This is a genomic window from Streptomyces sp. M41(2017) (genome assembly GCF_002078175.1).
Taxonomy (GTDB): domain Bacteria; phylum Actinomycetota; class Actinomycetes; order Streptomycetales; family Streptomycetaceae; genus Streptomyces.
Window position 1 is genome coordinate 4,938,587 of record NZ_MWFK01000001.1, and the last position, 21,762, is coordinate 4,960,348.

General features: G+C 72.3%; 19 protein-coding genes and 1 tRNA gene. 14 read left to right on the forward strand and 6 right to left on the reverse strand.

Going from position 1 to position 21,762, the window contains the following annotated elements; genetic code table 11:
• Positions 1 to 174: 174 nt before the first annotated feature.
• From tdh to B0675_RS21580, 7 genes are all read left to right on the forward strand, one after another.
• A complete protein-coding gene (tdh, locus tag B0675_RS21550) occupies positions 175 to 1,203 on the forward strand; it encodes an L-threonine 3-dehydrogenase (RefSeq protein ID WP_081220446.1) in 1,029 nt (342 codons plus the stop codon).
• A 19-nt stretch (positions 1,204 to 1,222) separates the two neighbouring features.
• Positions 1,223 to 2,419 (forward strand): glycine C-acetyltransferase, encoded by a 1,197-nt coding sequence (locus B0675_RS21555; protein WP_081221929.1) that lies wholly within the window; start codon positions 1,223 to 1,225, stop codon positions 2,417 to 2,419.
• A 142-nt stretch (positions 2,420 to 2,561) separates the two neighbouring features.
• The gene (locus B0675_RS21560; protein WP_081220447.1) at positions 2,562 to 3,467 is read left to right on the forward strand and encodes a LysR family transcriptional regulator; all 906 of its coding nucleotides are present in this window, start codon (positions 2,562 to 2,564) and stop codon (positions 3,465 to 3,467) included.
• A gap of 34 nt (positions 3,468 to 3,501) precedes the next feature.
• Complete coding sequence (locus B0675_RS21565) at positions 3,502 to 4,083, forward strand: helix-turn-helix domain-containing protein (protein ID WP_081220448.1); 582 nt, start codon at positions 3,502 to 3,504, stop codon at positions 4,081 to 4,083.
• 11 nt (positions 4,084 to 4,094) lie between these two features.
• On the forward strand, positions 4,095 to 4,646 hold the full coding sequence (locus B0675_RS21570; protein ID WP_081221930.1) for a GNAT family N-acetyltransferase: 552 nt from the start codon (positions 4,095 to 4,097) through the stop codon (positions 4,644 to 4,646).
• Between the two features lie 68 nt (positions 4,647 to 4,714).
• Positions 4,715 to 5,074, forward strand: coding sequence for an MmcQ/YjbR family DNA-binding protein (locus B0675_RS21575; RefSeq protein ID WP_081220449.1), 360 nt, complete (start codon positions 4,715 to 4,717; stop codon positions 5,072 to 5,074).
• 116 nt (positions 5,075 to 5,190) lie between these two features.
• Complete coding sequence (locus B0675_RS21580; protein WP_241539833.1) at positions 5,191 to 6,687, forward strand: MFS transporter; 1,497 nt, start codon at positions 5,191 to 5,193, stop codon at positions 6,685 to 6,687.
• Positions 6,688 to 6,728: 41 nt separating this feature from the next.
• Here the strand turns inward: B0675_RS21580 and B0675_RS21585 are convergent, their stop codons facing one another.
• Positions 6,729 to 7,640 (reverse strand): transketolase, encoded by a 912-nt coding sequence (locus B0675_RS21585; RefSeq protein WP_081220450.1) that lies wholly within the window; start codon positions 7,638 to 7,640, stop codon positions 6,729 to 6,731.
• 78 nt (positions 7,641 to 7,718) lie between these two features.
• Positions 7,719 to 8,420, reverse strand: a complete 702-nt coding sequence (locus B0675_RS21590; protein WP_081220451.1) for a transketolase — start codon at positions 8,418 to 8,420, stop codon at positions 7,719 to 7,721.
• A gap of 178 nt (positions 8,421 to 8,598) precedes the next feature.
• On the opposite strand from B0675_RS21590, the gene B0675_RS21595 reads away from it, so the two are divergent.
• Together B0675_RS21595 and B0675_RS21600 are read left to right on the forward strand one after the other, a co-directional pair.
• Positions 8,599 to 8,672 (forward strand) — tRNA-Pro (locus B0675_RS21595).
• A 294-nt stretch (positions 8,673 to 8,966) separates the two neighbouring features.
• Positions 8,967 to 10,820: an ABC transporter ATP-binding protein gene (locus tag B0675_RS21600; protein WP_081220452.1), complete on the forward strand. Its 1,854-nt coding sequence runs from the start codon at positions 8,967 to 8,969 to the stop codon at positions 10,818 to 10,820.
• Between the two features lie 57 nt (positions 10,821 to 10,877).
• Here B0675_RS21600 and B0675_RS21605 read toward each other — a convergent pair whose 3' ends face one another.
• Positions 10,878 to 11,690, reverse strand: a complete 813-nt coding sequence (locus B0675_RS21605) for an SAM-dependent methyltransferase (RefSeq protein WP_081220453.1) — start codon at positions 11,688 to 11,690, stop codon at positions 10,878 to 10,880.
• A gap of 148 nt (positions 11,691 to 11,838) precedes the next feature.
• Positions 11,839 to 12,183 (reverse strand): DUF3140 domain-containing protein, encoded by a 345-nt coding sequence (locus B0675_RS21610; protein WP_081220454.1) that lies wholly within the window; start codon positions 12,181 to 12,183, stop codon positions 11,839 to 11,841.
• A 252-nt stretch (positions 12,184 to 12,435) separates the two neighbouring features.
• Between B0675_RS21610 and B0675_RS21615 the strand changes: the two genes are divergently transcribed.
• From B0675_RS21615 to B0675_RS21635, 5 genes are all read left to right on the forward strand, one after another.
• Positions 12,436 to 13,623 (forward strand): thiolase family protein, encoded by a 1,188-nt coding sequence (locus B0675_RS21615; protein WP_081220455.1) that lies wholly within the window; start codon positions 12,436 to 12,438, stop codon positions 13,621 to 13,623.
• Positions 13,624 to 13,746: 123 nt separating this feature from the next.
• Complete coding sequence (locus tag B0675_RS21620; RefSeq protein ID WP_081220456.1) at positions 13,747 to 15,255, forward strand: long-chain fatty acid--CoA ligase; 1,509 nt, start codon at positions 13,747 to 13,749, stop codon at positions 15,253 to 15,255.
• Between the two features lie 88 nt (positions 15,256 to 15,343).
• The gene (locus tag B0675_RS21625) at positions 15,344 to 16,117 is read left to right on the forward strand and encodes a sulfite exporter TauE/SafE family protein (protein ID WP_081220457.1); all 774 of its coding nucleotides are present in this window, start codon (positions 15,344 to 15,346) and stop codon (positions 16,115 to 16,117) included.
• Between the two features lie 201 nt (positions 16,118 to 16,318).
• Positions 16,319 to 17,902: an alpha-amylase family glycosyl hydrolase gene (locus B0675_RS21630; protein ID WP_081220458.1), complete on the forward strand. Its 1,584-nt coding sequence runs from the start codon at positions 16,319 to 16,321 to the stop codon at positions 17,900 to 17,902.
• 85 nt (positions 17,903 to 17,987) lie between these two features.
• Complete coding sequence (locus tag B0675_RS21635; RefSeq protein WP_081220459.1) at positions 17,988 to 18,734, forward strand: cobalt-precorrin-6A reductase; 747 nt, start codon at positions 17,988 to 17,990, stop codon at positions 18,732 to 18,734.
• 56 nt (positions 18,735 to 18,790) lie between these two features.
• On the opposite strand, the gene B0675_RS21640 is transcribed toward B0675_RS21635, so the two are convergent.
• Together B0675_RS21640 and cobF are read right to left on the reverse strand one after the other, a co-directional pair.
• On the reverse strand, positions 18,791 to 20,875 hold the full coding sequence (locus B0675_RS21640; RefSeq protein WP_081220460.1) for an MDR family MFS transporter: 2,085 nt from the start codon (positions 20,873 to 20,875) through the stop codon (positions 18,791 to 18,793).
• Between the two features lie 96 nt (positions 20,876 to 20,971).
• Positions 20,972 to 21,742, reverse strand: a complete 771-nt coding sequence (gene cobF, locus B0675_RS21645) for a precorrin-6A synthase (deacetylating) (RefSeq protein WP_081221932.1) — start codon at positions 21,740 to 21,742, stop codon at positions 20,972 to 20,974.
• Positions 21,743 to 21,762: the final 20 nt, after the last annotated feature.

A 21,762-nucleotide genomic window follows, 5' to 3' on the forward strand; every position in this document is an offset into this window, starting at 1 on the left:
AAAGGGACCGGGGAAATCCCGGGCGTGAAGGAAAGCTGGGGCCGCGCTTAAGAAATCCTCGATGGACCGGAGGTACCGTCGTAGGGCAGATTCCTCAGAGAATTCACCCCTCTCCCCGGCACGGGCTGCCTTCGGCGCGCCCTTTCCGGGACCTCACCCCACAGGAGCCGTCGCGTGAAGGCGCTGGTCAAGGAGAAGGCGGAGCCCGGGCTCTGGCTCACGGACGTCCCCGAGCCGCAAGCAGCCCCCGGTGACGTGCTGATCAAGGTCCTCAGGACCGGCATCTGCGGCACCGACCTGCACATCCGGAACTGGGACGGCTGGGCGCAGCAGGCCATCACCACGCCGCTCGTCCTCGGCCACGAGTTCGTCGGCGAGGTCGTCGAGACCGGCCGCGACGTCGCCGACATCAACGTCGGTGACCGGGTCAGCGGTGAAGGGCACCTCGTCTGCGGCAAGTGCCGCAACTGTCTCGCGGGCCGCCGTCACCTCTGCCGTGCCACGGTCGGCCTCGGCGTCGGCCGCGACGGCGCGTTCGCCGAGTACGTCGTGCTGCCCGCCGCCAACGTGTGGGTGCACCGCGTCCCGGTCGACCTCGATGTCGCCGCGATCTTCGACCCGTTCGGTAACGCCGTCCACACGGCCCTGTCGTTCCCGCTGGTCGGCGAGGACGTCCTGATCACCGGAGCCGGGCCGATCGGCCTGATGGCCGCCGCCGTGGCCCGCCACGCGGGCGCCCGCAACGTCGTCATCACCGACGTCAGCGAGGAGCGCCTCGAACTGGCCCGCAAGATAGGGGTCAGCCTGGCGCTCAACGTCGCGGGCTCGACGATCGCGGACGGCCAGCGCACCCTCGGCCTGCGTGAGGGCTTCGACATCGGCCTGGAAATGTCCGGCCGCCCCGAGGCCCTGCGCGACATGATCGCCAACATGACGCACGGCGGCCGGATCGCGATGCTGGGTCTGCCCTCCGAGGAGTTCCCGGTCGACTGGTCCCGGATCGTCACCTCCATGATCACGATCAAGGGCATCTACGGCCGCGAGATGTTCGAGACGTGGTACGCGATGTCGGTCCTGCTGGAGGGCGGCCTCGACCTCGCGCCCGTGATCACCGGCCGGTACGGATTCCGCGACTACGAGGACGCGTTCGCCGACGCCGCCAGCGGTCGTGGCGGCAAGGTCATCCTCGACTGGACCCTCTGAGGACTCTAAGGAACTGATGATGTTCGACTCCGTCCGTGACGACCTGCGCACCACCCTCGAAGAGATCACCGCAGCCGGGCTGTACAAGCCCGAGCGCGTCATCGGCAGTCCGCAGTCCGCGACCGTGAGCGTCACCGCGGGCGGCCGCCCCGGTGAGGTCCTGAACTTCTGCGCCAACAACTACCTCGGTCTCGCCGACCACCCCGAGGTCGTCGCCGCCGCCCACGAGGCCCTCGACCGCTGGGGCTACGGCATGGCCTCCGTGCGCTTCATCTGCGGGACGCAGGAGGTCCACAAGGAGCTGGAGGCGCGGCTGTCCGCGTTCCTCGGCCAGGAGGACACGATCCTCTACTCCTCCTGCTTCGACGCCAACGGCGGTGTCTTCGAGACCCTGCTCGGCGCCGAGGACGCGGTCATCTCCGACGCCCTCAACCACGCCTCGATCATCGACGGCATCCGTCTCTCCAAGGCCCGCCGCTTCCGGTACGCCAACCGCGACATGGCCGACCTGGAGGCGCAGCTCAAGGAGGCCTCCGACGCCCGCCGCCGGCTGATCGTCACCGACGGCGTCTTCTCCATGGACGGCTATGTCGCCCCCCTCAAGGAGATCTGCGACCTCGCCGACCGCTACGACGCCATGGTGATGGTCGACGACTCGCACGCCGTCGGCTTCGTCGGACCCGGTGGCCGCGGCACCCCCGAGCTGCACGGCGTCATGGACCGCGTCGACATCATCACGGGCACCCTCGGCAAGGCCCTCGGCGGCGCCTCCGGCGGCTACGTCGCCGCCCGCGCCGAGATCGTCGCCCTGCTGCGCCAGCGGTCCCGCCCGTACCTCTTCTCGAACACCCTCGCCCCGGTGATCGCCGCGGCCTCCCTGAAGGTCCTCGACCTGCTGGAGTCCGCCGACGACCTGCGGGTGCGGCTCGCCGAGAACACCGCGCTGTTCCGCTCCCGGATGACCGCGGAGGGCTTCGACATCCTCCCGGGCGACCACGCCATCGCGCCCGTGATGATCGGTGACGCCTCGGTCGCCGGCCGGATGGCCGAGCTGCTCCTGGAGCGCGGCGTGTACGTGATCGGCTTCTCGTACCCGGTCGTCCCGCAGGGCAAGGCCCGGATCCGCGTGCAGCTGTCCGCCGGACACTCCACCGAGGACGTCAACCGTGCCGTGGACGCCTTCGTGGCGGCGCGGGCGGAACTCGACGCCGCCTGACGGTCTGCCCGGCCCATGGTCCCCGGACGGCGCGAGCCGCTCCGGGGGGCATGGACGCCGGGCGGTCCGTCGCCCGGCGCACGGGCCGGGCCCGGTCCGCCTGATGACCGGAAAGCCCGTGTGACCTGAGAGAATCGGTCGCATGATCGAAGCACGGCGGCTCCACATCCTCCGTGCGGTGGCCGACCACCGCACGGTGACCGCGGCAGCCGCCGCCCTGTATCTCACCCCCTCGGCGGTCTCGCAGCAGCTGACCGCCCTGGAACAGGAGACGGGCCACCGACTCGTCGAGCGCGGCGCCAAAGGCGTACGGCTGACGCCCGCCGGCGAGATCCTGCTCGGCCACACCAACGCCGTCCTCGCCCAACTGGAGCGGGCGGAAGCCGAGTTGGCCGCCTACGGTTCGGGTTCGGCCGGTACGGTCACGGTCGCCTCCTTCGCCACCGGCATCGCCCTGGTGGTGGCCCCCGCCCTGACCCGCCTCGCCGTCGCCGCCCCCGGGATCCGCCTCCGCGTCCAGGACGCCGAGGGCGACGCCAGCCTGCCGATGGTGCTCGACCGGCAGGTCGACATCGCCGTGGCCGTCGAGTACCGCGGGGCGCCGGACGCGGACGACCCGCGTCTGACCCACGTGCCGCTCTACGCCGAACCCTTCGACGCGGTCGTCCCCGTCACCCACCGGCTGGCCGACGCCGAGGAGGTGCCGCTCGCCGAGCTGGCCAAGGATCCGTGGATCGGCCCCTACCCGGGCAACCCCTGCCATGACGTGGTTGTCCTGGCCTGTGAGAACGCGGGATTCCAGCCGCGCCTCGAACACTCCTCGGACGACTTCCGCGCCGTCGTCGCCCTCGCCTCCGCCGACGCCGGTGTCGCCCTGGTGCCCCGCTCCGCGCTGCGCGGGATGGAACTCACGGGTGTGGTCGTCCGCCCCGTCGACGGCGTCGCACCCACCCGCCGCGTCTTCGCCGCCGTCCGTCGCGGCGCCGAGGACCATCCGCTGATCCGGCCCGTACTGGAGGCGTTGACGCACGCCGCCACGGACGACTGAGATCAGTTCCCATATCTGGGATAGCATCCCGGATATGGGAAACGAGGATCTCGACGCCGTCGACGCGGTGGATGCCCGGCTCGGGGCGCGACTGACGGAGCTGAGGGCCGAACGGGGCTGGTCCCTCGGCGAGTTGGCGGAGCGGAGCGGCGTCAGCCGCTCGACCCTGTCCCGTGCCGAGCGCGCCGAGATCAGCCCCACGGCCTCGCTCCTGAACCGCCTCTGCCATGTGTACGGGCGGACCATGTCCCAGGTGCTGAGCGAGGTCGAGGCGGAACCCGCGCTGCTGGTCCGCGCCGCCGACCAGGCGGTCTGGACGGACCGGGCCTCCGGCTTCGAGCGCCGGTCGGTGTCGCCGCCGCACGCCGGACTGCGGGGCGAACTCGTCGAGGGGAGACTGGCGGCCGGCGCCGACATCGCGTACGACCGGCCTCCCGTGCCCGGCCTGGAGCAGCACATCTGGGTCCTCGACGGATCGCTCGACGTGACCGCGCAGGACGTCGAGCACCGGCTCGGACCCGGCGACTGCCTCCGGCTGCGGGTGTGGGGCCCGACGCGCTTCCGCTGCCCCGGACCCGACGGCGTGCGCTACGCGCTGGCGGTGGTGCTCCCGTGAGCGGCCCCGCGATCACCGTCTCCCGGCTCACCGCGACCGAAGTCCGCTCCTCGGTAGCCGAGTTGGCCGATCTGCTCACCGACACCGTGGCCGGCGGCGCCTCCATCGGGTTCCTCGCGCCGCTCGACCGGAGGGCCGCCGTCGCCTGGTGGGAGGAGCGGGCGACCGCCGTCGCGGCGGGACACCTCGACGTCTGGACGGTCCGTCGCGGCGGCCGGCTGCTCGGCACCGTGAGCCTCGTCCGCCCGGACAAGCCCAACAGCCGCCACCGCGCCGAACTCGTCAAACTCATGGTGCACCGGGACGGCCGCGGCCAGGGCCTCGGGCGCAGGCTCCTGACCACCGCGGAGACCGGGGCCGCCGCCGCGGGCGTCACCCTCCTCCACCTGGACACCGAGACGGACAGCCCCGCCGAGTCCCTGTACCTCTCGGCCGGCTGGACCCGCCTCGGGGCGATCCCCGACTACGCGACGACACCGACGGGCGAACTGCGTCCGACGACCATCTTCTACAAGCGGCTGGAGACGGACGCCGCCGAAGGCGACGCTCGCTCGGCGGGGTGACCCCCGAGCACCCTCTGACGTGGTGCTTCGGCCCTCCGATGTCAGTGCCGTTGGCTACCGTGCGTCTCATGCCGGATGCCGAAGACGTACGACGGATCGCCCTCTCCCTCCCGGACACGACGGAGAAGATCGCCTGGAGCATGCCCACGTTCCGGGTCGCGGGCAAGATGTTCGCCACGATGCCCGAGGCCGAGACCTCCATCGCCGTGCGCTGCCCCAAGGAGGAGCGCGACGAACTGGTCCTGGCCGAACCGGGCAAGTTCTGGATCGCCGACCACGAGGCCGGATTCGCCTGGGTCCGCGCCCGGCTCGCCGCGCTGGAGGACGAGGACGAACTCCGGGACATCCTCGCCGACTCCTGGCGCCAGGCGGCCACGCCCCGACTGATCGAGGCCCACCCCGAGTTGGGGCGTCCGTCCGCCGACTGAAACGCCTCCGGCGTTGTCGGTGCCCCGTGGCATGATCCGGAAACAGGAGTGGGGTGCGGGACGGACGACTTCGTGGGGGAGTCGTGCGGCAGGGCCAGGGGAGGGCTGCGAGCAGGATGACCAGGACGTCATCGGGTGAGGAGCCGCAGTGCGCGGGGCCGTCGATCCGCGCGGCGGAGGAGCCCGCCGGCGGGGAGCGGGGCACCCCGCCCCCGGCATCGCGAGGCGTCCACGCGCCGTCACGTGAAGGGCTGCTTCCGGCACGTGGGCCCGACGGCGGGCAGGTCGATGTCGGCCCCTCGGGCACCGGCCCGTTCCGCGCCGACATCGTTGCCGAGCGGACGCCACCGTCCGTCTGGTCGCGGGACTTCGCCCTGTTCTTCGTCGCCCGGGCCCTCGCCCGGCTCGGCGACACCATGCTGCCCGTGGCCCTGGCCGCCGGACTCCTGCAGTACGGGTACGGCGTGGGCGCCGTGGGGCTCGCCATGGCCGCGTCCGCCGCCTCCTTCGCCGGACTGGTCATCTTCGGCGGCGTGATCGCCGACCGCTTCAGCACCCGCAAGCTGATGATCGGCGCCGACCTGGTGCGGCTCGTGACCCAGTCCGTGGCCGCCGCACTCTTCTTCACCGACCACGTCGTCCTCTGGCAGATCTGTCTGATCGGCGCGGTGAACGGCGTCGCGGGCGCGGTCTTCCAGCCCGGGGTCGCCAGCACCGTGCCGCGCCTCGCCACCGACGTGCAGGGGGCGAACGGCGCCATCCGCATCGCCGAGTCCGGCGCCCAGCTCGGTGGCCCCGCCCTCGCGGGCCTGCTCGTCGCCTTCGCCTCCGCCGGCGGTGTCTTCGTCGCCCACGCGGCCACCTTCGGCCTCAGCGCCCTGTGCCTGCTGCTGCTCCGCCTGCCGCCGGCCGCTCCCGGGAGCCGGAGGCACGGCGCCACGTTCCGCGCCGATCTCGCCGAGGGATGGCGGGAGTTCAGAGCACGCACCTGGCTGTGGGGCGTGATCGTCATCTGGTGTGTCTACATGATCGCCGTCTGGGGTCCGACCGTCCCCCTGGTGGCGACCGAGGTGGTGCAGCAGCACGGCCCGCGCGCCTACGGACTGATCAACTCCGCCCTCGGCGCGGGCACGGTCGTGGGCGGGCTCGTCGCCCTGCGCCTGCGGCCGCGCCGCATGCTGCGCGCCGGTTCGTTCGCCCTCTTCGCCTTCGCCTGCTTCCCCGCCTCCGTGGGCGCCGGGCTGGGCGTGGGGGCCATCTCCGCGGGAGCGGTGATAGCCGGCGCGGGGATGTCCGTCTGGGGTGTCATGTGGGCGACCAGCGTGCAGACGCAGGTCGCCCCCGACGTCCTCAACCGCATCCATGCCTACGACGTGGCCGGCTCCCTGGCGATGATGCCCGTCGGCCAGGCGCTCGCGGGCCCCGCGGCCGCCGCACTCGGCGCCGACCGCGTCCTGCTCATCGGCGGGGTCATGAGCCTCGTCGTGGCCGCTGCCCTGCTCTCGGTCCCCGCGATACGCGAGCTGGTCCGCGTGGACGGTCCCGTGCCCCGGATCGGGGCCAACGCCGCGCTCGCCGCACCGGCCCGCGAGGACGGACGCCGGGCCGGCTGAGCGGAGCGTCCCGCCGGGCGCGGGCGGCGGACGACCGCGCCTCAGACCCCCACGCGGGCCGCGAGGAAGGCGTCGATCCGCTCCCGCAGGGACCGGGCGTCCAGACCGTGCGCCACCAGGTGCTCCTCCATGGTCCCGTAGCGCCGGAGCTCACGGCGGCCGACACCGAGACCGAGGACGCGGTGGGGCACGTCGGCGAGCGCGTCACCCGCCGCGGCCGTCGAGGTACCGGCCAAGTAGGGCTCCACCAGGACGACATCGGTGCCCGCCGTCTCGGTGGCGCCGCGCAGGGCGGCCGCGTCGAAGGGGCGCACGGTGGTCGCGTAGAGCACGGTCACGTCGCGTCCCCCGGTGGCCGCGAGCACGGCGTCGAGCATCGGCCCGACGGCGACGACCACGCCCTCGCGCCCCTCCCGGACGGTGCGGAAGCGGGACCCGTCGACACCGAGCGGGCGCGTGTTCGCCTGCACGGACAACCGGACGTACACCTTCTCGTCCCCGGCGGCGACGGCGTGCCGCAGCAGTGTCTCCGCCTCGTCGGGGTGCCCGGGAACATGCACCGTCCAGCCGTCGAGCGTGTCCAGCAGGGCCACGTCCCCCGGCGCCATGTGGGTGAAGCCGCCGGCGGGCCAGTCGAAGGAGGCCGCCGCGCTGACCAGGACCGCGCCCGCGTCCTGGTGTCCCAGGTCCAGCTTCACCTGCTCGAAGGGCCGCTCCACCAGGAAGCTCGCGAAGGTGTGCACCACGGGCCGCAGACCGGTCAGCGCCAGACCCGCGCCCGTTCCGATCAGCAGCTGCTCCCGGATGCCGACGTTGATCACCCGGTCCGGATGCCTGCGCCGGGCCTCCGCGAAGCCGTCCGCGCCGATCTCGGCGAGCACGACCGCGACGCGCGGGTCCTCGTCGAGCAGTCGTGAGACGGCGGGGGCGAAACGGTCACGCATGGTGTCCATGAGTGCGGGTCCTTTCCTGGAAGCGGTGAAGGGCGGTGAAGAGGGGGAGGAGCGAGGGGACGCGGGGAGCCCGGGCGGTCACGGGTTCTTCGGCTCGACCTGGGCCACGACCACCCGCGGGCGGCCCGGATGCGCGGCCGTGAAGGCCGCGTACAGGGCCTCGTGGTCGCGGCCGTCCACGGTGGCTGCGGACCAGCCGGCCGCCTCGAACCGGGCCGCGATCCCGCCAGGGCGGGCGTGAGTGGCCGAGGAGTTGTCGATCACGACGGTGTGCAGCCGGTCCAGCCCGGCCGGTCCCGCGTAAGCGATGGCCTCGTGGTTGCTGCCCTCGTCCAGTTCCGCGTCGCCGATCAGCACCCACACCCGCGGATCGTCGAGCCCCTGCGCGCGCAGGCCGAGTGCCGTCCCGACCCCGATCGGCAGTCCGTGGCCGAGCGACCCGCTGCCGATCTCCGCGCCCGGCACCAGCACCCGGTCCGGATGGTGCCCGAGCGGCGAGTCGTACGAGCCGAAGCCGGGGAGCCACCCCACCGGCAGGAAACCCTTCGCCGCGAGCACCGCGTAGTAGGCCATCGGACCGTGCCCCTTCGACAGGAGGAACCGGTCCCGTCCCCGGTCGTCCGTCCCCTCGGGGCGCACGCGCAGGACCCGGTCGTACAGGACCCACAGGGCGTCCAGAGTGGAGGTCGCCGCCGGGCCGTGTTTCTCGTCCCCCGTCATCAGGCCCATCAGTCGGGGCAGGTCGGCGTAGGTGTGGCTGTGCTTCGCGGTGATCGTCATGAGGACGAGCGTGCAACCTCAACCAAACTTCAGGTCAAGCGTGGGCGGTGATCCGTCGAACGTTTTCGGACGCCGCTGCGCGAGCGCCCCGCGGAAAACGGGTGCGCGACCACGGGTACGAGTGCGGTATTGTTTCCGTGCACGTCCAGCCAGGGGAAACCCCAGGTCAGACGGGCATCGGGACGTGGCGCAGCTTGGTAGCGCACTTGACTGGGGGTCAAGGGGTCGCAGGTTCAAATCCTGTCGTCCCGACTCGAGGAGTCGTGGTTCGAAGGCCGTTTTCTCAGCGATGAGGAAGCGGCCTTCGTCGTGTCCGCGCGCCGTCCACGCCGTCGCACGCTCTCCTTTCCGCCTCCCCTCCGCGCGACCCCGTGCCACCGGGCCGTGCCCCGGTGGCCGAGAAAAACGCGTGGACCGCCCGGAGGTCGTCACGGGACACTGAAGGCCGCCGGCCGGCCGTACCGCACTCCGCGCGGTCCCTTCACGCACCGGCAGCTCCCCCGCGCACGCGCCGACAGGGCTGCCCACGACGACACGGGGTTGGGGATGGCATCACCTGAATCAGGCAGCGCGTTACCCGGCAAGGGCCCGGTGGCCCTCGCGCTGCGTCACTACGGCCGGGAGCTGCGCCGGCTCCGCGGACTGACGGGGCCCGCCATGCTGCTGCCCGCGCTGGGCAACATCGGCATCAGCTACGTCGCGCCGCTCATCGTCGCCAAGCTCGTGGGCCGCATCGCCGAGGGCGAGGACGTCTCCGTCGGCGCGGCCCTGCCGTACGTGCTCGGCTTCGGCGGCGTCCTGCTGTTCGCCGAGGCCCTGTGGCGGCTCGGCCTGCACTGTCTCAACCGCCTCGACGCCCTCGGTGTCGAGCACCTCTACGTGATCGGCATGGACGAACTGCTCGCGAAGGACGCGTCGTTCTTCCACGACAACTTCGCCGGGTCGCTGACCAAGCGCGTGCTGAGTTTCGCCACCCGCTTCGAGGAGTTCGTCGACACGATGACCTTCCAGGTCGTCGGCAGCTCCGTACCGCTGGTGTTCGGTTCGGTGATCCTGTGGCGTTACGAGCCGCTGCTGGTCGTCGGACTGCTCGCGATGATCGCGGTGACGGGGCTGTGCGTGGTGCCGCTCATCCGCCGCCGGCAGGCACTCGTCGCGCAGCGGGAGGAGGCGATCGCCCGGGTGTCCGGCCATGTCGCCGACAGCCTGATGAACATGGACACCGTCCGGGCCTTCGCGGCCGAGGGACGGGAGGCGGCCGAACACCGCTCGCGGGTCGCCGTGTCCCGCCGGCTCACCCTGCGGTCCTGGGACTACGGCAACCTGCGCATCGACACACTGGTCGCGCCGATGTCGGTCCTGACCAACGCGCTCGGCCTGCTGCTCGCGGTCGCGCTCGCCGGGGGCGGGCACGGGGTGGAGGCCGTCGTCGTCGCCTTCACGTACTACGCCAACGCGACCCGCATCATGTTCGAGTTCAACCAGATCTACCGGCGTCTGGAGAGCTCGATGACGGAGGCGGCGCAGTTCACCGAGCTGCTGCTGACACCGCCGACCGTGCTCGACCCGGTCGCCCCGGAGCCGCTGCGCTCCCGGGCCGCCGACGTCCGCTTCGAACGGGTGGACTTCACGCACGGAGGGGCGAAGCCGCTGTTCGCGGGGCTCGAACTGGAGGTGCCGAGCGGCACGAAGGTCGGTCTGGTCGGCCGGTCCGGGGGCGGCAAGACCACCCTCACCCGGCTGCTGCTGCGGATGACGGACATCGACGCGGGCCGCATCCTGATCGGCGGTCAGGACATCAGCAGGCTGCGTCAGGCGGACCTGCGCAGCCTGATCGCCTATGTTCCGCAGGACCCCGCGATGTTCCACCGCACCCTGCGGGACAACATCGCCTTCGCGCGGCCGGACGCCACCGAGGCGGAGATCCGGCGCGCGGCCGAGGCGGCCCATGTCACCGAGTTCGCCGACGCGCTGCCCGAGGGCTTCGACACGATGGTGGGGGAGCGGGGCATCAAGCTGTCGGGCGGCCAGCGCCAGCGGGTCGCGCTCGCCCGGGCGATCCTGCGGGACGCGCCGATCCTGCTCCTCGACGAGGCGACCAGCGCCCTGGACTCCGAGAGCGAGATCCTCGTCCAGGAGGCGCTGTGGCGGCTCATGGAGCGGCGCACGGCGCTGGTGGTGGCACACCGGCTGAGCACGGTCGCCACCATGGACCGGCTCGTCGTCCTGGACCGAGGACGCATCGTCGAGCAGGGCACCCACCGGGAACTGCTCGCGTGCGAGGGCGCCTACGCCACGTTGTGGCGCCACCAGTCGGGCGGCTTCATCGACGACGGCCCGGTCCAGGCCGACCTGGCGGGGCCGGCCGAGGCCGACCCCGCCCCGGCCGAGCGCCGCTGAGCGCGGGTCGGCCGGGGGTAAGCGGGCCGGCGGGGTTCCGGCGGCGGGGGCGGCGCTCTAGCGCTTGAAGCCGACCCCGCCGTACAGGGACACCGGCCCGTCACCGATCGGGCTCTCGTTCTCCGCGAGGTCGGGACGCCAGTCCTTCACGGAGACGATCCCCGGCTCGACGAGGTCGAGTCCCGTGAAGAAGCGGCCCACTTCGGCGTGCGACCGGCCCACGAGCGTGACCCCGCCGCGCGCGTACGTCTCGATGCCCCGCCGTACGTTCTCCGGCTCGAAGTCGGCGGTCATCGCGGACAGCGCGAGGCAACTGCCCGGCGCCAGCGCGTCCATCAGCGTCTCCACCAGCTCGTACGCGCCGGACTCGTCGGCGACGAAGTGCATCAGCGCGATCAGGGACAGGGCCACGGGCCGGTCGAGGTCGAGCACCCGGCCGGCCTCGGCCAGGATCTTCCCCGGCTCGCGGATGTCCGCCTGGATGTACTCCGTCATCCCCTCCGGGGTGCCGCGCAGCAGTGCCTCGGCGTGGGCCAGCACGATGGGGTCGTTGTCGACATACACCACGCGGGCGTCGGGAGCGGTCCGTTGCGCGATCTGGTGGAGGTTGGGCTCGGTGGGGATGCCCGTGCCGATGTCGAGGAACTGGCCGATTCCCGCCGTGCGGACCAGGTGGCGGGTGGCCCGCTGCATGAACCGGCGATTGCTGCGCGCGGCCCGCGGGGCGCCCGGATCGAGGGACATGATGTGCTGCCCGAGCTGCTCGTCGACCGGGTAGTTGTCCTTGCCGCCCAGATACCAGTCGTACACCCGTGCCGGATGGGGCCTGCTGGTGTCGATCCGGTCCGCTGCGGACTCGGTCCCCGTCATACGACAACTCCCTGTTCCGTTCGGCCTGTTCACCCCGCCGGCGGCTGCCCGGCCGGGTGCGCGAGCAGTGTGCCATCCACGGGGTGCCCGGTCCGGGGGACCGTCGATCCCCGGCCACCCGGTCTCCGGCCGGCCGGCGGAGGGGCGCTCACCGCCGGCGCCTCAGCGGATCGTGGCCCAGGGTCATCAGCCGGTGGCGCACGCGTTCGTCGTCGGCTCCCGCGTCCTGACCGTCCGCCTCGGCCTCCACGGTGTCGATCACCTCGTACATGGCCGCGACGTCCTCGTCGGTGAGATCGGCGCGGCGCTTCTGGAGGAGCGCGAGGACCAGCAGGCCGGTCGGCGCGCCCGGCCGTCCGGGCGGCGGCTCGCTGCCCATGGCGGTCTCGCCGGTCTCACCGGCCCGCAACCAGGCCGCGAGCTCCTGGGAGGTCATGTTCACCACGCTGTGGAACTCGTCCCACAGTGCGTCGAGCTCGACGGTGTCGGTCATGTCGGTGCTCCTTCGGTGGTCCCGCCGGTCTGTCATGTGACGCGGGGCGGCGGGAGGTGTCCCGCCGGCCCGTCCCGCATCCACGCCTGCCCGCCGGTTCCCGCTCCATGCGGGACTGCCGGGGACGGACCGGCCGATACCGGCCGCCGGCGGATCTTCCCAAGGGTCGGGTGGCGGTCTATAGTCCAAAACTAGCAGTGCTAATTAATGTCGTGCCGTCGTTGCCCGCCGTTGTCTGTCAGGAGTCCTGTCGTGCGCCCCGTCCACTTCGCGGCCGCCCGCCGCACGCCCATCGGCAAGCTGCGCGGAGCCCTGTCCTCCGTGCGGCCCGACGATCTCGCCGCGGGCGTCATCCGCGGCCTCGTCGCCGAGGTGCCCACGCTCGACCCGGCCCGCGTCGACGACGTCTACTGGGGCGCCGCCAACCAGGCGGGCGAGGACAACCGCAACGTCGCCCGCATGGCCACCCTGCTCGCCGGGCTGCCGGACAGCGTGCCCGGCGCCACCGTCAACCGGCTGTGCGCCTCGGGCCTCGAAGCCGTGACGACGGCCGCCCGTGCCATCGCCTCCGGCGAGGCCGACATCGTGCTCGCCGGCGGCTCCGAGTCGATGAGCCGAGCCCCCTTCGTCCTGCCGCGCCCGGACGAGGCGCTGCCGCACCGCATCGAGACCGTCGACACCCGGCTCGGCTGGCGGCTGGTCAACCCCGCGATGAAGGACCTGCACGGGGTGCTGTCGATGGGGGAGACCGCCGAGGAGGTCGCCGATCGGTACGGCATCTCGCGCGAGCGGCAGGACACCTTCGCGCTCCGCAGCCACCAGCGCGCCGCCGACGCCCGGAAGAACGGTCACTTCGACGCCGAGCTGCTGCCCGTGGAGCGCCCCGACGGCGTGGTCGTCGACCGCGACGAATGCGTCCGCGAGGACACCTCGCTGGACAAGCTGTCCCGCCTCAAGCCGGTGTTCCGCGCGGGCGGCACGGTCACCGCGGGCAACGCCTCGCCGATGAACGACGGAGCGGCCGGTGTGCTCCTCGTCAGCGAGGAGGTCCTGAACGAACTGCATCTGGAGTCGCTCGGCCGGTACGTCGCCGGAGCCTCCGCCGGAGTCGACCCGGACGTCATGGGCATCGGCCCGGTGCCCGCGACCCGCAAGGCGCTCGCGCGCGTCGGCTGGAGCGTCGACGACCTCCAGGAGGCCGAGTTCAACGAGGCGTTCGCCGCACAGGCCCTCGCCTGCGTGGACCGCCTCGGCATCGACCCCGACCTCGTCAACCCCACCGGCGGCGCCATCGCCCTCGGCCATCCCCTCGGCTGCTCGGGCGCCCGCATCCTCACCACCCTGCTGCACCGCATGCGCCGCACCGGCGCCGGGCGCGGCCTGGCCACGATGTGTGTCGGGGTCGGGCAGGGCAGCGCGGTCCTGGTCGAGCGCCACTGACACCGGCCGCATCCACCCGCCCGGGGGCCCGGCGACGCCGTACACGCCGCAGCGCGTGCGCACCGGGCCCCTCCCGCCCTCTCCGGTCCAGAGCCGCACCCGCAAGAAACGGAGCCACCCCCCATGGCAACCCTGTCCCTCGCCGCGATCCTCGCCGAGAACGCCCGGCGCCGCCCCTCGAAGACGGCGCTCGTCGAGGGCGACCTGCGCCTCACCTTCGCCGAGGTGTGGGAGTCCGCGCTGGCCCAGGCCGGCGCGCTCACCGGCCTCGGCGTGCGGCCCGGAGACCGCGTCGCCCTCATGGCGCCCAACACGGCGGAGTTCCCGCACGCCTACTACGCGATCGCGGCGGCCGGCGGCGTGGTCGTCCCGGTGCACCTGCTCCTGTCGGCCTCCGAGGTCGAGCACGTGCTCAAGGACAGCGGAGCGACACTGCTGCTCTGTCACCCGGCCCAGGAGGCGACCGGCGCGGCCGCCGCGCGGGCCCTCGGCGTCCGCGTCGTCACGCTCGGGGCCGAGTTCGAGAAGCTCGCCCGGGCCGCCGAACCCCTCACCTCGTACGTCACCCGGGACGCCGACGACCCGGCCGTCGTCTTCTACACCAGTGGCACCACCGGCGTCCCCAAGGGCGCCGTGCTCAGCCACTTCAACCTGGTGATGAACGCGACGGTCAACGCCTTCGACGCCAACGACATCCGCCCCGACGACGTCGCCCTCGGAGCCCTGCCGCTCTTCCACGCCTTCGGGCAGACGGTCTCCCTCAACTCCACCTGGCGCGCGGGCGCCACCCTCGTCCTGCTGCCGCGGTTCGACGCCGCGCGCGCGATCGAGCTGATGGTGGCGGAGGGCGTCAACACCTTCCACGGCGTCCCGACGATGTACGTCGCCCTGGCGGCAGCGGCGGCGGGCGCCGCGGCCCTGCCCGAGCTGCGGCTCTGCATCTCGGGCGGCGCCAGCCTGCCCGTCGCCGTCCTGGAGCGGTTCGAGGCGGCGTTCGGCGCGCGGATCTACGAGGGCTACGGACTGTCGGAGACCTCGCCGACCGCCACCGTCAACCAGCCGCTGTTCGGCACCAGGGCCGGCACCATCGGCCACCCGCTGTGGGGCGTCGACGTGGAGATCGCGCGGGCCGAGGTCGAGGGGCGGATCGACCTGCTGCCTCCGGGGGAACTGGGCGAGGTCGTCATCCGGGGCCACAACGTCTTCTCCGGCTACCTCGGCCGGCCCGAGGCCACCGCGGAGGCCGTGGTCGACGGCTGGTTCCGCACCGGTGACCTCGGCACCAAGGACGACGACGGCTTCCTGCGGATCGTCGACCGCAAGAAGGACGTCATCATCCGCGGCGGCTACAACATCTATCCGCGCGAGGTCGAGGAGGTGCTGATGCGGCACCCGGCCGTCGCCCAGGTCGCGGTGATCGGCCTGCCGGACGAGCTGCACGGCGAGGAGGTGTGCGCCGTCGTGGTCCGCGCCGAGGGTGCCACGGCCGACGCGGCCGGGATCGCCGAGTGGTCCAAGGACCACCTGGGCCGTCACAAGTACCCGCGCCGACTGGAGTTCGCCGACGAGATGCCCCTCGGCCCGAGCATGAAGGTCCTCAAGCGGGAGCTGCGCACGCGCTACACGGCCTGACCGGCGCCCGCGTTCCGCCCGACCGGGAGCCGTCCGGCGAGACGCTCCTTACGCGGGCGAGTTGCGTGGGCATAGCATCGGTCCCCGCATGAACACGATGACGCTCTGGCACATATCCAGCTGGGAGTTCGCCGCCCTGGCCGCCGCGGCAATGCTCGTCGGCTTCTCCAAGACCGCCGTGAGCGGGGCCAACACGGTCAGCCTGGCGATCTTCGCCGCCGTACTGCCCGCCCGCGCCTCGACCGGCGTCCTGCTGCCCATCCTGATCGTCGGTGACGTGCTCGCCGTCCTCACCTACCGGCGCCACGCCCACTGGCCCACGCTGTGGCGGCTGTTCCCCGCAGTCGCCGCCGGAGTCGTCCTCGGCACCGTGTTCCTGGTGTGGGCGGACGACGCGGTCGTCCGGACCTCGATCGGCGCCATCCTGCTGCTCATGGCGGCGGTCACCGTGTGGCGCCGCAGGGCCGCCGTCCAGGACGACGAACCCGACGGCGTCGTCACGCGCTCGGGCCGCGTCAAGGCCCGCTCCTACGGGGTGCTCGGCGGGTTCACCACGATGGTCGCCAACGCGGGCGGCCCCGTGATGTCGATGTATCTGCTCTCGGCGGGCTTCCGCAAGCTCGGCTTCCTCGGCACCTCCGCCTTCTTCTTCCTGATCGTCAACGTGTCCAAGCTGCCCTTCAGCGCGGGACTCGGACTGATCGACGGCCACTCCCTGCTGCTGGACGCCGCGCTGGCCGTCTTCGTCGTGCCGGGCGCGTTCCTCGGGAAATGGGCCGTGAACCGGATCAACCAGCTCCTCTTCGAGCGCCTGGTGATCGCGGCGACGGTGGTGGGCGGAATCCAACTGCTCCTCCACTGAGTCGGACCGCCCGGCCGGGGCAGTCGTGACGCGTCGGAAAGATCCGTCGCGGAACACGGTGGATCTTTCCGGCACCGGCCTCGCATCTTCGCCCCAGCGCCCTTGGAAAGCGCTTACTGCACTGTTAGCTTGACGCGGCGCGCCCGCTCACCGCGGCCGTGTCCTCCTGCCCTGCCGACGTCTGAGAGAAGGGCCGCTTCCATGGCGGACATCCAACCGCCGCCCGCCTGGCTGGCGGACGCGGTGATGTACCAGATCTATCCGCAGACCTACGCCGACACCGACGGGGACGGCATCGGGGACCTGCCCGGGGTGCTGCGCCGGCTGGAGTACCTGGAGTGGCTCGGCGTCGACACGGTCTGGCTCAGCCCGCTGTTCGCCTCGCCCTTCGCGGACGCCGGATACGACGTCAGCGACTACCGGACCGTCGCCCCCCGCTACGGCACGAACCACGACCTGGCCACCCTCGTCGAGGAGGCCCGCTCGCGCGGCATCCGGGTCATGCTGGACCTGGTCGCCGGGCACACCTCCGACCAGCACGCGTGGTTCCGGGCCTCGGCCGACGATCCCGGCGACGACCGCTACATCTGGGCCGACACCACCGAGGCGCCGAGTCCCGCCTGGGTGCCCTCGCCCGGCACCCGGCCGGGGTACTACCTGCCCAACTTCTATCCCGTCCAGCCGGCCCTCAACTTCGGCTACGCGCGCCAGGACCCGGCCGAACCCTGGCGCCAACCTGTCGACGCCCCGGGACCCCTCGCCAACCGGGCGGCGCTGCGCGAGATCATGGCCTACTGGTTCGACCGCGGTGTCGCGGGGTTCCGCGTCGACATGGCGTTCTCCCTGGTGAAGGACGATCCCGACCGCTCGGCCACCGCCGCCCTGTGGCGCGAGACGCGGGCCTGGATGGACGAGACCTACCCGGACCGGGCACTGCTCTCCGAGTGGGGCGACCCCAAGACCTCCGTGCCCGCCGGGATCCACGCCGACTTCTTCCTCCACTTCGTCGGCCGCCCGCTGCGCTCGCTGTGGGGCAACGCCCAGGGGAGCCACAACCCGGTCTGGGGCGAGGACCCCTGCTTCTTCGGACCCGACGGCGACGGTTCGATGCGGGAGTTCCTCGAAGCGTGGCGCGAGGCCGACACGGCCATCGCCGGAGCGGGCTACGTCGCTCTCCCGACGGCCAACCACGACTTCTCCCGGCTCGTGTGCGGCACCCGCACCCGGGACATGGTCGCGCCCGCCTTCGCCTTCCAGCTCACCTGGCCCTCCCTGCCCGTCATCTACTACGGCGACGAGATCGGCATGCGGTATCTGCCGGGGCTGCCGAGCAAGGAGGGCAGTCAGCTCGGCGACGAGGCGCGCCAGGGTTCCCGTACACCGATGCAGTGGGACGACGGACCGAACGCGGGCTTCTCCACGGCCGCCGAGGAGGACCTGTATCTGCCGCTCGACCCGGCCGTCGACCGGCCGTCCGTGGCCGCGCAGCGGGCCGACGACCGATCGCTCCTGCACCAGGTGCGCGCCCTGATCCGGCTCCGGCGCGAACACCGGGAACTGGGCACGCACGGGCCGGTCGAGGTGCTCGACTCCGGCTATCCGCTGGTCTACACGCGCGGCGACTCCTACCTCGTGGCCGTCAACCCGAGCGGACGGCCGGAGACCTGCACCCTCCGTGACGTGACCGTCGGCCCGGCCCTGCTCGCGCGGGGCGTCGAGGCGCACCCCGACGGCACGATCACCACCGAGCCGTTCTCCTACGGCGTCTTCCGCCTGGCTCCCTGACCGAGGCCGATCGACGCTGGCTCCCCGACCGCGAGCGGCGGGGGCGTGTCCGGGACCCGCCGGCGCGCCCCCGTAGGCTCGGGCCATGTCCCCCCACGTCCTCGTCCTCGGCGGCACGACCGAGGCGCGTGAACTCGCCGCCGAACTCACCGCGCGTCCCGGCGTACGGGTGACGACCTCGCTGGCGGGGCGGGTGGCCCGGCCCGGCGCGGTCGAAGGGGACGTACGGACCGGCGGGTTCGGCGGGGCCGACGGGCTCGCGCGGTGGCTGCGGGAGCACCGGGTGGACGTTCTCGTGGACGCGACCCATCCGTTCGCTTCCGGCATCACCGCGAACGCGGCACGCGCCGCCACCGCCGCCGGCGTCCCCGCGGTGGTCCTGCGCCGCCCCGGCTGGCAGGCAGGCCCCGGCGACCGCTGGCACGAGGCCGGCTCCCTCTCGGAAGCCGCCGCACTGCTGCCCGGACTCGGCCGCCGCGTCTTCCTGACCACGGGCCGGCTCGGTCTCGCCGCGTTCGCGCACCTGTCCGGACCGCATTTCCTCGTCCGGTCGGTGGAGGCCCCCGGCCCGCCGCTGCCGCCGGACACCGAAGTGCTGCTGGCCCGCGGCCCGTTCACCCTTGACGACGAGAGAGCGCTCCTGCTCCGGCACCGTATCGACGTGCTCGTGACCAAGGACAGCGGGGGAGCCGCCACGGCCGCGAAACTGACGGCCGCCCGCGATCTCGCCCTGCCCGTGGTCGTCGTCCGCCGTCCGCCCCTGCCGGACGGGGTGAGCGCCGTGGCGGACGTGCCGTCGGCGCTCGCCCTGCTGGACCTCGCCGGGGACTGAACGGAGCGCTCGGGCCGGGATCCCGTCGGCTCCGGCGCCGCGCGACGGCGGGATGGTCAGGCCTTCGAGGCCGGCTCCAGTTCCCGGGACCGGTCGGGGATGTCCTGGGTGAGGTCCTCGACCAGCAGCCGCTTGGCGATGGTGTCGACGGCGGCGCGCAGTTCCGTGCCGGACGGCCGGCCCACGTCCTGCTCGACGCGTTCCGCGAGCCACCTGCCCCAGGCCGTGCCGATCACCCGTGCCTCGCGCTCACCGGCCGCCGTGTGGGAGAAGAGCGAGCCGTGCCGGGTGAGATAGCCCTCCTCGACCATGCGGTTGAACACCGGCACGAGGACCTCGGGCGGCAGATGGCGCCGGCCGGCGATCAGGTTGAGGTTGGCGTGGCCGACCATCCGGGTGAACAGCTCCACCTGCATCACGGCCCAGGCGCCCGCGACGTCCAGCCGGGTGTCCGACTCCGCGACGATCCGGCGGGCGGTCGCCATCTCCGTGCCCCCGATGATCTTCCCGACGGACGCCTCCAGCACCCGCTGGGAGTCGGTGCCGGCCGGTGACGCGAACCCCTCGCCCATGTCCGTCGAACCCAGCCGGGCGCTGTCCCGCAGCTCCACCTGCTTGAGGAAGAGCGCCACCACGAACCCGAGGAGGGCCACCGGCACGGTCCACAGGAACACCGTGTGGATGGTGTCGGCGTACGCCTCGATGATGGGCCGCGCCGTCCGGGCGGGCAGCCGGTGAAGGGCTTCCGGGCTCTGCGCCGCCCGGGCGACGACGGCGGGCGACACCGTGCCGGTCTCCGCGGCCGACCGCACGCCGTCGGCCAGGTTGGGCTTCAGCGCGTTGGTGTAGATCGTCCCGAAGACGGCCGTGCCGAAGGAGCTGCCGAGCGTACGGAAGAAGGTGACACCCGAGGTGGCCGTGCCGAGGTCGGTGTACTCCACGGTGTTCTGCACGACGATCGTCAGGACCTGCATGGACAGTCCGATGCCGGTGCCGAGCACGAACATGTACAGGGACTCCAGCCACGTCCCGGTGCCCGGTCCCATCAGGGACATCAGGTAGAGCCCCAGAGCCATCACCAGGGAACCGACGATGGGGAAGACGCGGTACTGCCCGGTCTTGCTGACCACGTTGCCGCTGAAGACCGAGGCGATGAGCAGTCCCACCACCAGGGGCAGCGTCCGGACACCGGAGATCGTCGCCGAGTCGCCGTCGACGTACTGCAGATACGTCGGCAGGAACGTCATCGCGCCGAGCATCGCGAAGCCCACGATGAAGCTGAGGATCGAGCACACCGTGAAGACCGGGTTGGAGAACAGGCGCATGGGCAGCATCGGCTGGGCCGCGCGGGTCTCCACCAGGCAGAACAGGCCGAGCGCGATCAGACCGCCCACGAACAGGGCGATGATGGTCGGCGATCCCCAGGCGTACTGGTTGCCGCCCCAGCTCGTCCCCAGGATCAGCGCGCTCGCGCCGACCGCGACGAGCGCGATGCCCAGATAGTCGATGACGGGCCGCGTGGCCGACTTCACCACGGGGATGGTGCGGGCCGCCGCGATCACCACGACGATCGCGATGGGCACGTTGATGTAGAAGGCCCACCGCCAGGAGAGGTGGTCCGTGAACAGCCCGCCGAGCAGCGGCCCGATGACCGTGGCCACACCGAAGACCGCGCCGATCGCGCCCTGGTACTTGCCCCGCTCGCGCAGGGGGATGACGTCCGCGATCAGCGCCATGGCGGTCACCATCAGACCGCCCGCGCCGATGCCCTGCATCGCCCGCCAGGAGATCAGCAGCGACATGTTCGTGGCGAGGCCGCACAGGAACGAACCGGTGATGAAGATGATCGCCGAGGCCTGGAAGACGATCTTGCGGCCGAACAGGTCGCCGAACTTGCCGACCAGCACCGTCGCCACGGTCTCGGCCAGCAGGTACGCCGTCACCACCCACGACATGTGCTCGGCGCCGCCCAGGTCCGACACGATCGTCGGCAGCGCGGTGCCCACGATCGTCTGGTCGAGCGCGGCGAGGAGAATGCCCAGCACGATCGTCGCGAAGACGATGTTGCGGCGCCGGCCGTCCAGCACCGGCGGTCCGGGCGCTTCCGCCGCGGGTGGCGCCGTATCCTCGGTGATCGTCACAAGCGCCACCCTCACACCCGGCGGCTCCCCGTGCATGCGGGGTCATCCGCCCGGCGTAGGGCGTCGTCGGCGCGCACCGACGTCCCGGACCGGGGGCTAATCCCGCGGATTCCTGCGCAGCAGATACGTGTCCATGATCCAGCCCTTGCGCTCCCGGGCCTCGGCGCGCAGCCGCTCGATGCGGGGTGCCGTCTCGGCCAGTGGTCCGGAGGCGAGGATCTCGTCGGGGGTCCCGATGTAGGCGCCCCAGTAGATGTCGATGTCCTGGTCCGCGTACTGGCGGAACGTCCGCTGGGCGTCGAGCATCACGACCACGTCGTCCACGCCCTCCGGGAAACCCTCCGCGAGGCGCCGCCCCGTGGTGATCTGCACGGGCCGGGCGACCCGGTTCAGACCCGTCCGGTGCCGGGCGACGAGCGCCGAGACACTGCTGATGCCGGGCACCACGTCGTACGAGAACTCCACGGTGTCCCGCTCCCGGATCTCCTCCAGGATGCCGAGCGTGCTGTCGTACAGCGCCGGGTCGCCCCACACCAGGAACGCGCCGCTCTCGTCCTCGCCCAGCTCCTCGGCGATCAGCCGTTCGTAGATGGCGCCGCGTGCGCTGCGCCAGTCCCCGACGGCCGGCGAGTACGCCGCGCCGCCCGCCGTCCGGTCGCGGTCCGGGTCACGCGCCTCGACCAGACGGTACGTCCCCTCCGGAACGTGCGCGTCGAGGATGTCGCGGCGCAGCCGGACCAGGTCGGACTTCACCTCGCCCTTGTCCAGGATGAAGAACACGTCCGTGCTCCTCAGCGCCTTGACCGCCTGCAGGGTGAGCTGCTCGGGGTCGCCCGCTCCGATGCCGATGACATGAATCTTTCGCACCCCCGGAGTCTGCCCCACGC

Coding starts and splice junctions, on each gene's coding strand:
- B0675_RS21625 (WP_081220457.1), top strand. CDS start 15,344: ATGAACACGATGACGCTCTGGCACATATCCAGCTGGGAGTTCGCCGCC.
- B0675_RS21580 (WP_241539833.1), top strand. CDS start 5,191: ATGACCAGGACGTCATCGGGTGAGGAGCCGCAGTGCGCGGGGCCGTCG.
- B0675_RS21555 (WP_081221929.1), top strand. CDS start 1,223: ATGTTCGACTCCGTCCGTGACGACCTGCGCACCACCCTCGAAGAGATC.
- B0675_RS21590 (WP_081220451.1), bottom strand. CDS start 8,420: ATGACGATCACCGCGAAGCACAGCCACACCTACGCCGACCTGCCCCGA.
- B0675_RS21630 (WP_081220458.1), top strand. CDS start 16,319: ATGGCGGACATCCAACCGCCGCCCGCCTGGCTGGCGGACGCGGTGATG.
- B0675_RS21585 (WP_081220450.1), bottom strand. CDS start 7,640: ATGGACACCATGCGTGACCGTTTCGCCCCCGCCGTCTCACGACTGCTC.
- B0675_RS21610 (WP_081220454.1), bottom strand. CDS start 12,183: ATGACCGACACCGTCGAGCTCGACGCACTGTGGGACGAGTTCCACAGC.
- B0675_RS21560 (WP_081220447.1), top strand. CDS start 2,562: ATGATCGAAGCACGGCGGCTCCACATCCTCCGTGCGGTGGCCGACCAC.
- B0675_RS21605 (WP_081220453.1), bottom strand. CDS start 11,690: ATGACGGGGACCGAGTCCGCAGCGGACCGGATCGACACCAGCAGGCCC.
- B0675_RS21600 (WP_081220452.1), top strand. CDS start 8,967: ATGGCATCACCTGAATCAGGCAGCGCGTTACCCGGCAAGGGCCCGGTG.
- B0675_RS21575 (WP_081220449.1), top strand. CDS start 4,715: ATGCCGGATGCCGAAGACGTACGACGGATCGCCCTCTCCCTCCCGGAC.
- B0675_RS21620 (WP_081220456.1), top strand. CDS start 13,747: ATGGCAACCCTGTCCCTCGCCGCGATCCTCGCCGAGAACGCCCGGCGC.
- B0675_RS21565 (WP_081220448.1), top strand. CDS start 3,502: ATGGGAAACGAGGATCTCGACGCCGTCGACGCGGTGGATGCCCGGCTC.
- B0675_RS21635 (WP_081220459.1), top strand. CDS start 17,988: ATGTCCCCCCACGTCCTCGTCCTCGGCGGCACGACCGAGGCGCGTGAA.